This window comes from Streptomyces sp. NPDC055099, from assembly GCF_053607685.1.
Map to the genome: position 1 here is coordinate 35,188 of NZ_JBSGUA010000020.1, position 14,157 is coordinate 49,344.

A 14,157-nucleotide genomic window follows, 5' to 3' on the forward strand; every position below is an offset into this window, starting at 1 on the left:
GCTAGCCGATTGACCCCCCGCCCCGCACATCCGGCGCGGGGCGACACCCATTGTTTTTCTGTTTCGTACGAGAGGAACCCACCCATGGCCGACGCCGAAGCCACCACCGGCAAGGTGACCTTTGTCGGGGCAGGGCCCGGCGCCGCCGACCTGCTCACCTTCCGTGCCGCCCGGGCGATCGCGGACGCCGATGTCGTCATCTGGGCCGCCAGCCTCGTCCAGGCCGAAGTCCTCGAACACGCGCGCGAAGGCGCAGAGATCCTCGACTCGGCGACGATGTCACTCGAAGAGGTGGTCTCCGTCTACGAGCGGGCCGCCGCCGAGGGCCTGAAGGTCGCCCGGATCCACTCCGGCGACCCGGCTCTGTGGGGCGGCACGCAGGAGCAGGTCGACCGGTGCGCCGACATCGGCGTGGAGACCGAGATCGTGCCCGGCGTCTCGTCGTTCTCGGCGGTCGCGGCGATCGCACAGCGGGAGCTGACGATCCCCGAGGTCGCGCAGTCCGTGATCCTCACCCGGCTCGGCGGCGGCAAGACGCCGATGCCGCCCGGCGAGGAGGTGCGGGAGTTCGCGCGGCACGGCACGACGATGGCGCTGTTCCTCTCGACGGCGCGCAGCGGGCAGTTGGTGCGGGAGCTTCTGGAGGGCGGCTACCCGACGACCACGCCCGTCGTCATCGCGTACCAGGTGACGTGGCCCGAGGAGCTCGTGCTGCACTGCACCATCGAGACCCTCGAGGAGACGGTCAAGGAGCACAAGCTCTGGAAGCACACCCTCTTCCTGGTCGGCCCCGCCCTCGCCGCGCACGGCACCCGCTCGCACCTGTACCACCCGGGCCACTTCCACGGCTTCCGCAAGGCCGACCCGCAGGCGCGGGCCGCGCTACGCGCCGAGAGGGCCACCTCATGATCACCGTCGTCGGTACGGGCACGGGGGCGCCGCTCGACGCGGCGGCCCTGGACGCCGTGCGCGCCGCGGGGCTCGTGGTGGGCGCCCGGCGGCACATCGACGCCGTCCAGTTGGCTCCGGGTACGGCCCGGGTCGTGATGGGGCCGCTCGCCCCCGCACTCGACGCCATCGAGGAGCAGCTGGCCAAGGCGGACGGGGTGACAGGCGTCGGCGGTGTCGTCGTGCTCGCCTCCGGTGACCCGGGGTTCTTCGGGATCGTGCGGGCGCTCGCCGAGCGGTTCGGGTCCGCCGCGCTCGACGTCCGGCCCGGCGTCTCGTCCGTGGCCACCGCGTTCGCGCGGGTCGGGCTCCCGTGGGACGACGCGGTGGTGGTGAGCGCGCACGGACGCGATCCGCGCACCGCCGTGAACGCCTGCCGCGCGCACCCCAAGGTGGCCGTCCTGACCGGCCCCGGCAGCGGCCCCGCCGAGCTCGGCGCCGAGCTGGTGCGCCGCGCCGACACCCGCACCCTCGTCGTCGCCTCCTGCCTGGGCGACCCGGAGCACGAGCGGATCGAGCGGGTCACCCCGGCCGAGGCCGCGGGCCGCGACTGGGGCACCGCGGTGAGCGTCGTGCTGTGCCTGGACGAGGAGCGGGCCCTCGCGCCCGTGCGCACCGTGGCCGGACCGCGCCTCTCCCCCGGCCGATGGGCCCTGGACGAGGACGAGTTCTCGCACCGCGACTCGATGATCACCAAGTTCGAGGTGCGGGCGCTCGCCCTGGCCCGGCTCGGGCCGCGCACCGGTGACCTCGTGTGGGACATCGGCGCCGGTTCGGGCTCGGTCGCCGTGGAGTGCGCGCGGTTCGGAGCGGCCGTCGTCGCCGTGGAGAAGACCGCCGACGGGGTCGAGCGGGTGCGGGCCAACGCCGCCGCGCACGGTGTCGACGTACGCGCGGTGCACGGGGCGGCGCCCACCGTCCTGTCGGATCTCTCGGACCCGGACGCCGTGTTCATCGGGGGCGGCGGCCGTGAGCTGCCCGCCATAGTGGCCGCGTGCGCGCGGCGGGCGCGGCGGACCGTCGTGGTCGCCATGGCGGCGATCGACCGGGTGCCCGCGGTCCGGGCCGCGCTGAGCGACGCCGGGTACGACTGCGACGGCGTACTCCTGCAGTCCTCGCGGCTCGCGCCGCTGCCCGGCGAGGTCTCGCGGCTCGCCGCGACCAACCCGGTCTTCCTGGTGTGGGGCACCCGCCCCGCGTCTTCTTTGTCTGAGTCCATGTCTGAGTCCATGTCTGAGTCCATGTCTGATTCCTTGCCTGAAGGAGAAGTTCAGTGATCGGCCTGATCTCCGCCACATCGGCGGGCGGCGCGGCACGCGACCGCGTCGTCGCGGCGTGGCCCTCGCGGACGCGGGTGTACGAGGGTCCCGTGCGGGAGGCCTTGGAGCTGGCCTTCTCGGAGTGCGACCAGGTGGTGTGCTTCCTCGCCACCGGCGCCGTGGTGCGCCTTGCCGCGCCGCTCCTGCGGGGCAAGGACGTCGACCCGGGTGTCGTCTGTGTCGACGAGGCGGGGCGTTTCGCCGTCGCCCTGCTCGGCGGGCACGAGGGCGGCGCGAACGCGCTGGCCCACGAGGTGGCGGACGTCCTGGGCGCCACGCCTGTCGTGACGACAGCGACCGATGCCGTGGACGTGCCGGGGCTCGACACGCTCGGTCTGCCGGTCGAGGGGGACGTCGCCGGGGTCTCCCGCGCGGTCCTCGACGGTGAACCGGTCGCCCTGGACGCGGAGTTCAGCCACCCGCTGCCTCCGCTGCCGTCCAACGTCGCACCTCAGCAGGGGCAGCGGCAGCCGGGCGGGCCGGTGATCCGGGTGACGGACCGGGTGCTCGAACTCGGCCCGGGTGAGGTCGTGTTGCGTCCGCCGTCCCTCACCGTGGGCGTGGGCGCCAGCAAGGACGCGCCCGCCGATGAGGTCTTCGGGCTCATCGAGGACACCCTGCGCGACGCGGGGCTCTCCCCCGCGTCCGTCGCCGCGCTCGCGACCGTCGACGCGAAGGCCGGGGAGCCGGGCATCGTCGAGGCGGCGGCGCGGCTCGGGGTGCCGGTCGTGACGTACGCGGCCGACGAACTGGCCGCTGTCGACGTCCCGAACCCCTCCGACGCGCCGCTCGCCGCCGTCGGTACGCCCTCGGTGGCGGAAGCAGCGGCACTGCGCGGCGGCGGCCAACTCCTCGTGCCCAAGCGGAAGTCGGCGCCCGAGGGCCGTGCGCCGATGGCGACCTGCGCGGTCGTGCGCCGCACGCCCCGCGGGCGGCTGGCCGTGGTCGGGCTCGGCCCCGGCGCACGCGATCTGCTGACGCCGCGTGCCCGCGAGGAGCTGCGCAGGGCCTCGGTCCTGGTCGGCCTCGACCAGTACGTCGACCAGATCCGCGACCTGCTCAGGCCCGGCACGAAGCTCATCGAGTCGGGGCTCGGAGCCGAGGAGGAGCGGGCCCGTACCGCTGTCGCCGAGGCTCAGAAGGGGCAGGCGGTCGCGCTGATCGGCTCCGGTGACGCGGGCGTGTACGCGATGGCGTCGCCCGCGCTCGCCGAGGCGAGCGACGACATCGACGTCATCGGCGTACCCGGCGTGACGGCCGCGCTCGCCGCGGCGGCGATCCTGGGCGCGCCGCTCGGACACGACCACGTGTCCATCAGCCTGTCCGACCTGCACACCCCGTGGGAGGTCATCGAGCGCCGGGTGCGCGCGGCGGCCGAGGCGGACATCATCGTCACCTTCTACAACCCGCGCAGCCGGGGCCGCGACTGGCAGCTCCCGAAGGCCCTGTCGATCCTCGCCGAGCACCGCGAGCCCACGACGCCCGTGGGTGTCGTGCGCAACGCGTCCCGCCCGGACGAGTCGGCGCGTCTGAGCACCATCGGCGAACTCGACCCGGCGGTCGTCGACATGATGACGGTCGTGACCGTCGGCAACACCGCGACCCGCGAGATCGCGGGCCGCATGGTGACCCCGCGCGGCTACCGCTGGCAGCAGGCCGACGAGTCGGAGGTGACCAAGTGACCCGTGTCGTCCACCCCATCGAGCAGGAGTCGTTCCGGAGGCTGCGGGCCCGCCTGGACACCTCGCACTTCGCGTCGCTGACCCGCGCGGTGGTGGAACGCGTCATCCACTCCGCGGCCGACCTCGACTACGCGACGGATCTCGTCACCGACGAGAGCGCCCTGGTGGCCGCCCACGCGGCGCTGCACGCGGGCGCGCCCGTGGTCGCCGACGTGGAGATGGTCGCGGCGGGCATCACGAAGCGGCAGACGGTCTGCCGCCTCAAGGACGCCAAGGCCCATGACGGGCTGACCCGTTCGGCCCACGCGATCCGTCTCGCGTACGAGCAGGTGGGCCCCGGAGCGCTCTGGGTGATCGGCTGCGCGCCGACCGCCCTGGAGGAGCTGCTCGTCCTCGACGCCGCGCCCGCGCTGGTGATCGGCCTGCCGGTCGGCTTCGTGGGAGCGGCCGAGTCCAAGGCGGCACTGCGCGAGAGCGGTCTGCCCGCCGTCAGCAACGTGTCGGAGAAGGGCGGCTCGGCGGTGGCCGCGGCGGCGCTGAACGCGCTCCTGTACCACCCCGCGCCGACGCCCGGCCCGAACGAAACAATCACCGAAGCATCCAAGGAGTCCCAGTGACCACCCCGCCCGCACTGCTCATCGCCGGACACGGCACCCGTGACGACGCCGGGGCGGCCGCCTTCCGGGACTTCGTGCAGGAGCTCGCCCGCCGCAACCCCGAACTCCCGGTCGCCGGCGGCTTCATCGAACTGTCCCCGCCGCCGCTGGGCGACGCGGTCACCGACCTCGTGGACCGGGGCGTCAAACGTTTCGCGGCGGTCCCGCTGATGCTGGTGTCCGCCGGGCACGCCAAGGGCGACATCCCCGCGGCGCTCACCCGCGAGAAGGAGCGCCACCCCGGCATCTCGTACACCTACGGCCGCCCGCTCGGCCCGCACCCCTCGATCCTGAAAGTCCTCGACCGCCGTCTGGACGAGGCGCTCGGCGGCTCGGTCCGCACGCCCGAGGACCGCGCGGACGTCACGGTGCTGCTCGTGGGCCGCGGTTCGACCGACCCGGACGCCAACGCTGAGGTGTACAAGGCGGCCCGGCTGCTGTGGGAGGGGCGCGGTTACGCGGGCGTGGAGACGGCGTTCGTGTCGCTGGCGGCGCCGGACGTGCCCTCGGGCCTGGACCGCTGCGTGCGCCTGGGCGCGAAGCGGATCGTGGTCCTGCCCTACTTCCTCTTCACGGGCATCCTGCCGGACCGGGTCCGCCAGCAGACGGACGGCTGGGCGGCGGCGCACCCCGACACCGAGGTCCTCTCGGCGAACGTGATCGGCCCCGAGGAGGAGCTGCTCGACCTCGTCATGGAGCGCTACCGCGAGGCGGTCAAGGGCGACCTGCGGATGAACTGCGACTCCTGCGTCTACCGCATCGCCCTGCCCGGCTTCGAGGACAAGGTGGGGGCCCCGCAGCAGCCGCACTTCCACCCGGACGACGACGGGGACCACGGGCACGGGCACGGGCACGGTCATGGTCACGGACACGGCCACCACCACGGTTCGCATGCGCACTCCCACTGAGGGCCGCACTCCCCCTGAGAGCACGTACGAGGGTGGCCCGGACCTGCGGCATCACGGGGATGCCGAGGTCCGGGGCGCCGCCGGCCTCACCGACCTCGCGGTGAACGTCCGCGCGGACACCCCGCCCGCCTGGCTGAAGCGGCACATCGCCGCCTCGCTGGACGGCCTCGCCGCCTACCCGGACGGCCGGGCGGCGCGGGAGGCGGTGGCCGAGCGGCACGGCGTGACGCCGGACCGGGTGCTGCTCACGTCGGGCGCGGCGGAGGCGTTCGTGCTTCTCGCCCGCGCACTGAAGGTGCGCAGGCCGGTCGTGGTGCACCCGCAGTTCACCGAGCCTGAGGCGGCGCTGCGGGACGCGGGGCACGAGGTGGGGCGGGTACTGCTCCGGGAGGAGAACGGCTTCCGTCTCACGGGGGCGAAGATCCCCGAGGACGCCGACCTGGTCGTGATCGGCAACCCGACGAACCCGACGTCGGTACTCCACCCGGCCGCCTCGATCACCGAACTGGCCCGCCCCGGCCGGGTGTTGGTGGTGGACGAGGCGTTCATGGACGCGGTGCCGGAGGAGCGGGAGGCGCTGGCGGGTCGCACGGATGTGCCTGGGCTCGTGGTCCTGCGAAGCCTCACCAAGACGTGGGGACTTGCGGGGCTGCGGATCGGTTACGTCCTTGCCGACCCGGAGACGATCGCTTCCCTGTCGCGGGCTCAGCCTCTGTGGCCGGTGTCTTCGCCTGCCCTCGCGGCGGCGGAGGTGTGCGTGGCTCCTGCGGCGCTTGCCGAGGCTTCGGAGGCGGCGGTACGGGTGGCCGCTGACCGGGCCCATCTCCTCGCCGGGCTGCGGGAGTTCGCCCCCTTCGGGGTGCGGGCCGTCGAGCCTGCGGAGGGGCCCTTCGTGCTGGTGCGGGCTCCTGATGCCGTGGCTCTGCGGGAGCGGTTGCGGGAGCGGGGGTTCGCCTTGCGGCGGGGGGACACGTTTCCCGGGCTGGGGGCTGAGTGGCTTCGGGTGGCTGTGCGGGATCGGGGGACTTCGGATCGGTTGGTGGGGGCGGTGCGGGGGTTGTTGCGGGGTTGATTTTCCCCAACCCCGCCCCTTCCCGGCTGTATCGATTGGCGGCTTCGCCGCGCAGGGGCTCTGCCCCAGACCCCGGCCCTCAATCGCCGGACGGGCTATCTCAGCCCGGCCGGCGTTTGAGGCCATCTTTTCGGGGGTCCAGGGGGCGGAGCCCCTTGGTTTCGGGAAGGGGTGGGATTGGGGAGAGCCCCGCAGGGAACGCCCTACCTCACACCTTCCGCCCCCGGCGAGTCACCGCCACCGCCCCGCCCCCCACGGCGAGAAGCAGCGCCCCGCCCGCCACCAGGTACGGCGTCGAAGAGTTCCCCCCGGTCTCCGCGAGATTCGCCTCCGCCGGCTTCGCGGGCTTTTCGGCGACCGGCTTCTCCCCCGCACCCCCCTGCGGCTTCACCGGAGCCGAAGGCTCAGGCTTGGCCGCGGCAGCGCGCGGCGCCTCGCAGGACGCCCCCGCCAACGTCACCGTCCCCTCCACCTCCGCCACATTCAGCTTCAGGGGGTTCACGGACACCGTCAGCTCCAGCGCGGACGCCGCAGCCGTACGCGACGTCGTATGCGTCTTGGACAGGTCGAGCCGCACCTCCCCGACCCCCGGCACCTTCACCTGGGTCGTCCCCCCGGCCGACAGCGTGACCTTCTTGCCGAGCACCGTCACGGCGCCCAGCACATTCGACTCGGCGACCGGCCGCTTGCCCGCCTCGCAGACCGCCTTGGACGTCACCTTCTCGACCTCGATCAGGGAAAGCAGCGGCAGACCCGGCACATGCACCTTCGCCCGCGCGATGTTGCTGTACCCCTCCGCCCTGCCCTTGTCGGCGGTCGCCCTCGCGGTGGCCACGTCGGCCCGCAGCACGCTGAACGGCTGCCCGCCGTTGACCCCGTCCAGCGTGGCGGTGAGCGCGGTCTTGTCGGCGCCGGCCGGCGCCTGCACTTCGTTGAGCGAGACCTTGAGCGGGACGTTCAGGGTCTTGTTGAGCAGGGACACGTCGAGGCCGGTGCGCAGCACGACGGCGTTCGCGCGGCCCTTGTCGCCGCCCGTCGCCGCGGCGGGTCCCGCGGTGGCGAGCGCCGCGGGTCCCGCGACGAGCACCGTGGCGGTGGCGATCACGCCGAGGCGACGTGCGGGCAGGCGGAAGGCGTTGCTGTTCAAGGTGGTGGAACCCCCACAAGAGTTACGGAGTCGCCGGCGGCCTCGCGCTTCGCTGGATGGGGACATCGCATGAGCACGACACCGGCAACATCGACAGAGGGAATCTTTACGCACTGAGAGTGAATAGCCAGCGACGAAGCGTGAGTTCACTCCAAAGGGAGGTTTCCGCCCCTGCTTTCGAATCTTCCGGCACGGGCGTTCCCTCAAGTCACCCGGGCAACTCCCTGGCTCGAACACGTCGGTTGACGCCGACGCCGTGGCCGAATGATGTCCAACGAACCAAGGCCCTTGCACGTAACGCTCCGTCAATATGAGTCCCATGGGACGGACGAGGCACGAACGTGGCGACGAGTGGTCCGCGCAAGACGCGTACGCGGTGCGGTTCGAGTGGGGGCCGGAAGGGGCTCGGCGACTCATGGCGGGCGGGGACGTGGCCTGCCTGGTCGTGGTCGACGTGCTGTCGTTCACGACGGCGGTGTCGGTCGCCGTGGAAGCGGGGACGAAGGTCTTCCCGTACGCGTGGCGGGACGAGAGTGCCGTGGCCTTCGCGCGCGAGCGGGACGCGGCCCTCGCGGTCGGGCGGCGCGGGGTGACCGAAGGGTCCCCGTGGTCCCTCTCCCCCGCCGCCCTGCGCCGGGCCCCCTTCACGCCCCGCCTCGTGCTGCCCTCGCCCAACGGTTCGGCGATCGCCGCGGCGGCGGGCTCTTCCGGGGTGGTGGTCGCGGGGTGCCTCAGGAACGCGGCGGCCGTGGGGAGTTGGCTGGCCGGGCAGGGGTACGGAGCGCCCGACCGACCGGTCGCCGTCATCGCCGCCGGTGAGCGATGGGCCGACGGGAGTCTGCGCCCCGCCCTGGAGGATTCGCTGGGGGCGGGGGCGATCGTCTCCGCGATCCGCGGGGCGGAGCTCTCGCCGGAGGCGGCGGTGGCGGCCGCCACGTACACGTCATGCGGAGACGTCGCCTCGGCCGTCGCCGACTGCGCGTCGGGGCGGGAGCTGCGGTCTTACGGCTTCGCGGAGGATGTGGCGGTGGCCGTGGAGGTGGAGGCTTCGGAGGGGGTGCCGGTGCTGGTGGATGGGGCTTTCTCCTCCCCGACCCCGCCCCTTCCCGAACTGGGGCTCCGCCCCAGACTCCGGCGATTGAGGACGACCTCGGCGAAGCCGGAGTGATCGGGTAAAGGCGGGGCTGGGGCAAGAGGAGCGCCCCTACCCCACCACCCTCCCGTTCAGCACAACCCTCCGCGGCGCGGCCAGTACCCCGACGTCCTCCCTCGGATCGGCGCCGTACACCACCAGGTCCGCCGGCGCTCCCTCCTCCAGGCCGGGGCGTCCCAGCCAGGACCTCGCTCCCCAGGTCGTCGCCGACAGCGCGTCCACCGCCGGGATTCCGGCCAGCCGCAGCTCGGCCACCTCGGCGGCGACCAGGCCGTGGGCAAGGGAGCCGCCCGCGTCGGTGCCCGCGTACACCGGCACGCCCGCGTCGTACGCGGCCCGCACCGTGTCGTAGCGGCGCTCGTGCAGCCGCCGCATGTGCCGCGACCACTTGGGGAACTTCGACTCGCCGCCGTCGGCGAGCTGCGGGAACGTCGCGATGTTCACCAGGGTCGGGACGATCGCGACGCCCCGCTCGGCGAAGAGCGGAATGGTCTCCTCGGTCAGTCCGGTGGCATGCTCGATGCAGTCGATGCCCGCCTCCACCAGGTCCCGCAGGGAGTCCTCGGCGAAGCAGTGCGCCGTCACCCGCGCGCCCAGGCGGTGCGCCTCGGCGATCGCCGCCTCCACCTCGGGCCGGGGCCAGCACGCCGTCAGGTCTCCGGCGTCGCGGTCGATCCAGTCGCCGACCAGCTTGACCCAGCCGTCTGAGCGACGGGCCTCCTGGGCGACGTACGCGACGAGGTCGGCGGGCTCGATCTCGTGGGCGTAGTTGCGGATGTAGCGGCGCGTACGCGCGATGTGGCGGCCCGCCCGGATGATGCGGGGCAGGTCGTCGCGGTCGTCGATCCAGCGTGTGTCGGACGGTGAGCCCGCGTCACGGATCAGCAGGGCGCCGATCTCGCGGTCGGTCAGCGCCTGCTTCTCCGCCACCTCCGGCTCCACCGGGCCGTGCGCGTCCAGGCCCACGTGGCAGTGCGCGTCGACCAGGCCCGGGAGCGTCCAGCCCTCGATCGTCGTGACGTCCGCCGCCCGCGCCGGACGGTCGTACGTCACCCTGCCCCCGACCACCCACAATTCGTCCCGGACCTCCTCCGGGCCGACGAGCACCCGCCCCTTCACGTGCAGCACCGTGTGATCGCTCATGTACAGCAGCTTAGGAGCCTGTCGGTACGCTCGGTCCGGCAGCCCGAACGAACTCGTGAGCGAAGTGAGCAGCGAAGTGAGCAGCACCGGTACGACACACGTGACGACGCATCCATTCCTTGACCTGGCCCCCTTGAGTGCCCGGCACTTCGCCTCCATCGAGGAGCGCGTCGCCGGACTGCTCTCCACCTCGCAGGACGTCGTGATCATGCAGGGCGAGGCGCTGCTGCCCCTGGAGGGCTGCATCCGAGGTGCGGCCCAGCCCGGCACGACCGCGCTGAACGTCATCACCGGCCCGTACGGGCAGACCTTCGGGAACTGGCTGCGGGACTGCGGCGCGACCGTCGTCGACCTCGCCGTGCCCTTCCACACGGCCGTGACCGCCGAGCAGGTCCGCGAGGCCCTGGCCGCGCACCCCGAGATCGACTTCGTCTCGCTCGTGCACGCCGAGGCCGCGACCGGCAACACCAATCCCGTGGCCGAGATCGGTGAGGTCGTGCGCGAGCACGGCGCCCTCTTCATGCTCGACGCCGTCGCCTCGGTGGCCGCCGAGCCGCTGCTTCCGGACGCGTGGGGCGTGGACCTGTGCGTGATCGGCGCGCAGAAGGCGATGGGCGGCCCGGCGGGTGTCTCGGCCGTCTCCGTGAGCGAGCGGGCCTGGGCGCGCCTGGCCGCGAACCCGCGGGCGCCGCGCCGCTCGTACCTCTCCCTCCTGGACTGGAAGGAGCGCTGGATCGACGGCGGCCGCAAGGCGCTGCTTCACGCCCCGGCCCAGCTGGAGATGCTCGCCCTCGAAGCGTGCGTGGAGCGCATCGAGGCGGAGGGTCTTGACGCGCTGACGGCGCGGCACGCGACCGCCGCCGCGGCAACGCGCGCGGGCGCGATCGCGCTGGGCGGCGGTTCGACCCCGTACGTCCACGAGGCGCGGGACGCCGCTCCGGTCGCCACGACGCTGCGCGCCCCGGAGGGTGTCGACGCGTCGGCGCTCGTCGCCAAGGCGCTCGCCGCGGACCCGGTGCTTCCGCTGGTCGCCGGTGGTGGGGCCCTCGCCAAGGAGATGATCCGGGTGAACCACTACGGTCCTGACGCGACCCGTGGCGTCGTGCACGCCTCGCTGGCCGCGCTGGGCGCCGCGATGAGCGAGGCCGGTCTCACGGTCGACCTCGAGGCGGCCCGGCGCGCGGTGACGGCCGCCTGGCAGTAGGCGGTCCCGGGGGGCGGGGCGGGCGGTCAGGCGGGGAGCTTCACCCAGGACCTGAGGGGCCTGCGGGGCATGAGGCGCACGCGTGAGCATGAAGTGGTCGTAACGGGGCCGTAAATACTCTACGTAAATTCACGGACGAATTCTCACCGCTTCTTTATCCACTTTATCAGCACAGCTTCCCGTATTCTTCTGCCCGCTTTCCGGAGACCTAAACACTAAGATTCCGACAGCACCAAGTCTCACAATTCGGACATGCTTCGAGGGAGTTACGGTTCTGTGACGTACTCCACATCGCGCCCGGTATGTGCCGTATGACCCCATCAAATCAGGCCAAACTGCCGAGGTTTCCTGCGGGCGCGCACCCCCGCGTGATAACACATCGAACGTTCTGACGTAACCCCTCCCGCCGATGCAATTCGAGAAATTGCTCGGTAAATTCAATCCGCATGACCGCTGCACAAGCCGATCTACCGACCGACCTGCTAGCGAATTCCCTGGAAATGCCCGAGGGGTTGCGCCTCGACACCCCCGATGTCGCCGACGGAGCCGCCATCTGGCGCATCGCCCGCGACTCGAAGGTGTTGGACCTCAACTCCTCGTACAGCTACCTGCTGTGGTGCCGTGACTTCGCGGCGACCTCCGTGGTGGCCAGGGACGCGAACGGTGAGCCCGCCGGGTTCATCACCGGCTACATCCGGCCCGAGCGGCCGCGCACCCTGGTGGTCTGGCAGGTGGCCGTCGACCAGGCGCACCGCGGCCGCGGCCTTGCCGGTGCGCTGCTCGACGGTCTCACCGCCAAGGTCGCCGCCGACCGGGAGCTGGTCTCGGTCGAGACGACCATCACGCCGGACAACGCACCGTCCCAGCGGCTTTTCACCTCGTACGCACAGCGCCACGGAGCGTCGGTCGAGCGCACGGTGCTCTTCGACGCCGGACTCTTCCCCGACGAGGGGCACGAGCCCGAGGTCCTGTTCCTCATCGAGCCGATAGCCCAGACCGGGAAAGTCGCGCAGATCGAACCGGTCGAGCCGGTCGGCTGAGTTCCGCCGATCCCCCCACGCACCATCAGTCATCCCCCCACCTCCCACGTCTTTCCATCTCCCAGGAGATCTGCTGTGACCATCACCCAGCCCGACCTGAGCGTCTTCGAGACCCTGGAGTCGGAGGTGCGCAGCTACTGCCGCGGTTGGCCCACTGTCTTCGACCGTGCGCAGGGCAGCCGCATGTTCGACGAGGACGGCCACTCGTACCTCGACTTCTTCGCCGGGGCCGGCTCGCTCAACTACGGCCACAACAACCCGGTCCTCAAACGCGCCCTGATCGACTACCTGGAGCGCGACAGCGTCGTCCATGGCCTCGACATGTCGACGACCGCCAAGCGCGCGTTCCTGGAGTCGTTCCAGAACATCATCCTGCGCCCCCGTGACCTGCCCTACAAGGTCATGTTCCCGGGCCCGACGGGCACCAACGCCGTCGAGTCCGCGCTGAAGCTGGCCCGCAAGGTCAAGGGCCGCGAGTCGATCGTGTCGTTCACGAACGCCTTCCACGGCATGTCGCTCGGCTCGCTCGCCGTGACCGGCAACGCCTTCAAGCGCGCCGGCGCCGGTATCCCGCTGGTGCACGGCACGCCGATGCCGTTCGACCACTACTTCGACGGCAAGACCCCCGACTTCATCTGGTTCGAGCGTCTCCTGGAGGACCAGGGCTCCGGCCTCAACCAGCCCGCCGCCGTGATCGTCGAGACGGTGCAGGGCGAGGGCGGCATCAACGTCGCCCGCGCCGAGTGGCTGCGCAAGCTCGCCGACGTGTGCGAGCGCTGGGACATGCTGCTCATCGTCGACGACATCCAGATGGGCTGCGGCCGCACCGGCGCGTTCTTCTCCTTCGAGGAGGCGGGCATCACGCCGGACATCGTGACGGTGTCCAAGTCCATCAGCGGCTACGGCATGCCGATGGCCCTGACGCTGTTCAAGCCCGAGCTGGACATCTGGGAGCCGGGCGAGCACAACGGCACCTTCCGCGGCAACAACCCGGCCTTCGTCACGGCCGCCGCCGCCCTGGAGACCTACTGGTCCGACGGGCCGGCCATGGAGAAGCAGACCCGTGCCCGCGGCGAGCAGGTCGAGGAGGCCTTCGCCGCGATCGCCGACGAGAACCCGGGCGCGATCAAGGAGTACCGCGGCCGCGGCCTGGTCTGGGGCATGGAGTTCATCGACAAGGCACGCGCGGGCGCCATCGCCAAGCGCGCCTTCGAGCTCGGTCTGCTGATCGAGACCTCCGGCCCCGAGAGCGAGGTCGTCAAGCTCCTTCCGGCGCTGACGATCACCGCCGACGAGCTGGACGAGGGACTCCGTACGCTCGCCCGCGCGGTGCGCGAGACCGCCTGAGCGGTCTCCGGGCCGCGTCCTCACCCCCGTAAGAGAAAAGGAACCAACTCACCGTGATCGTCCGTTCGTTCAAGGACATTGAAGGCACCGACCGGCACGTGAAGTCCGCGTCCGGCACCTGGGAGAGCAAGCGCATCGTCCTCGCCAAGGAGCGGGTGGGCTTCTCGGTCCACGAGACCATCCTGTACGCGGGTACGGAGACGTCGATGTGGTACGCCAACCACATCGAGGCCGTCGTGTGCACCAAGGGCGAGGCCGAGCTGACCGACGACACGACCGGCGAGAAGTACACGATCACGCCGGGAACCATGTACCTGTTGGACGGGCACGAGAAGCACACGATGCGGATCAAGGAGGACTTCCACTGCATCTGTGTCTTCAACCCGCCCGTCACGGGTCGTGAGGACCACGACGAGAACGGCGTGTACCCGCTGCTCACGGAGCCGGAGCCGGCCTAGCCGGAGCGCGCACCCGAAAATCTCCCCCGCCGCCCTCTTCCTCTGGGCGGCGGGGGTGTACATCCCGGAAAGGGCCGTAC

13 protein-coding genes are annotated in these 14,157 nt (G+C 71.8%); 11 read left to right on the forward strand and 2 right to left on the reverse strand.

The window, feature by feature from the left end; genetic code table 11:
• Nucleotides 1–84: 84 nt before the first annotated feature.
• Genes cobM through cobC form a run of 6 tightly spaced genes read left to right on the forward strand, consistent with a single transcriptional unit; the run spans nucleotide 85 to nucleotide 6,585 of the window.
• On the forward strand, nucleotides 85–909 hold the full coding sequence (gene cobM, locus ACWFRU_RS35885) for a precorrin-4 C(11)-methyltransferase (protein ID WP_453692289.1): 825 nt from the start codon (nucleotides 85–87) through the stop codon (nucleotides 907–909).
• A complete protein-coding gene (gene cbiE / locus ACWFRU_RS35890) occupies nucleotides 906–2,225 on the forward strand; it encodes a precorrin-6y C5,15-methyltransferase (decarboxylating) subunit CbiE (protein ID WP_453692290.1) in 1,320 nt (439 codons plus the stop codon). Before cobM ends, cbiE begins: the two co-directional genes overlap by 4 nt.
• Entirely contained in the window at nucleotides 2,222–3,949 is a 1,728-nt protein-coding gene (gene cobJ, locus ACWFRU_RS35895) for a precorrin-3B C(17)-methyltransferase (RefSeq protein WP_453692291.1), read from the forward strand. The genes cbiE and cobJ overlap by 4 nt, the downstream gene beginning before the upstream one ends.
• Nucleotides 3,946–4,566 carry a precorrin-8X methylmutase gene (locus tag ACWFRU_RS35900; protein ID WP_453692292.1) on the forward strand — a complete coding sequence of 207 codons (621 nt, stop codon included), beginning with the start codon at nucleotides 3,946–3,948 and terminating at the stop codon, nucleotides 4,564–4,566. The genes cobJ and ACWFRU_RS35900 overlap by 4 nt, the downstream gene beginning before the upstream one ends.
• Nucleotides 4,563–5,513: a sirohydrochlorin chelatase gene (locus ACWFRU_RS35905; protein WP_453692293.1), complete on the forward strand. Its 951-nt coding sequence runs from the start codon at nucleotides 4,563–4,565 to the stop codon at nucleotides 5,511–5,513. Before ACWFRU_RS35900 ends, ACWFRU_RS35905 begins: the two co-directional genes overlap by 4 nt.
• Entirely contained in the window at nucleotides 5,497–6,585 is a 1,089-nt protein-coding gene (gene cobC, locus ACWFRU_RS35910) for an Rv2231c family pyridoxal phosphate-dependent protein CobC (protein ID WP_453692294.1), read from the forward strand. The genes ACWFRU_RS35905 and cobC overlap by 17 nt, the downstream gene beginning before the upstream one ends.
• 208 nt (nucleotides 6,586–6,793) lie before the next feature.
• Here the strand turns inward: cobC and ACWFRU_RS35915 are convergent, their stop codons facing one another.
• Complete coding sequence (locus ACWFRU_RS35915; RefSeq protein WP_453692295.1) at nucleotides 6,794–7,732, reverse strand: SCO1860 family LAETG-anchored protein; 939 nt, start codon at nucleotides 7,730–7,732, stop codon at nucleotides 6,794–6,796.
• A 319-nt stretch (nucleotides 7,733–8,051) separates the two neighbouring features.
• On the opposite strand from ACWFRU_RS35915, the gene ACWFRU_RS35920 reads away from it, so the two are divergent.
• Nucleotides 8,052–8,900 (forward strand): 2-phosphosulfolactate phosphatase, encoded by an 849-nt coding sequence (locus tag ACWFRU_RS35920; protein ID WP_453692296.1) that lies wholly within the window; start codon nucleotides 8,052–8,054, stop codon nucleotides 8,898–8,900.
• 36 nt (nucleotides 8,901–8,936) lie between these two features.
• Here the strand turns inward: ACWFRU_RS35920 and ACWFRU_RS35925 are convergent, their stop codons facing one another.
• Nucleotides 8,937–10,028, reverse strand: coding sequence for an amidohydrolase family protein (locus ACWFRU_RS35925; RefSeq protein WP_453692297.1), 1,092 nt, complete (start codon nucleotides 10,026–10,028; stop codon nucleotides 8,937–8,939).
• Nucleotides 10,029–10,128: 100 nt separating this feature from the next.
• Here ACWFRU_RS35925 and ACWFRU_RS35930 point away from each other — a divergent pair, with 100 nt between their 5' ends.
• From ACWFRU_RS35930 to ACWFRU_RS35945, 4 genes are all read left to right on the forward strand, one after another.
• Nucleotides 10,129–11,232 carry a pyridoxal-phosphate-dependent aminotransferase family protein gene (locus ACWFRU_RS35930; protein ID WP_453692298.1) on the forward strand — a complete coding sequence of 368 codons (1,104 nt, stop codon included), beginning with the start codon at nucleotides 10,129–10,131 and terminating at the stop codon, nucleotides 11,230–11,232.
• Nucleotides 11,233–11,678: 446 nt separating this feature from the next.
• Nucleotides 11,679–12,272, forward strand: coding sequence for a diaminobutyrate acetyltransferase (ectA, locus tag ACWFRU_RS35935; protein WP_363207981.1), 594 nt, complete (start codon nucleotides 11,679–11,681; stop codon nucleotides 12,270–12,272).
• 75 nt (nucleotides 12,273–12,347) lie between these two features.
• On the forward strand, nucleotides 12,348–13,619 hold the full coding sequence (ectB, locus tag ACWFRU_RS35940) for a diaminobutyrate--2-oxoglutarate transaminase (RefSeq protein ID WP_363207982.1): 1,272 nt from the start codon (nucleotides 12,348–12,350) through the stop codon (nucleotides 13,617–13,619).
• A gap of 53 nt (nucleotides 13,620–13,672) precedes the next feature.
• Nucleotides 13,673–14,077, forward strand: a complete 405-nt coding sequence (locus ACWFRU_RS35945; protein ID WP_361826232.1) for an ectoine synthase — start codon at nucleotides 13,673–13,675, stop codon at nucleotides 14,075–14,077.
• Nucleotides 14,078–14,157: the final 80 nt, after the last annotated feature.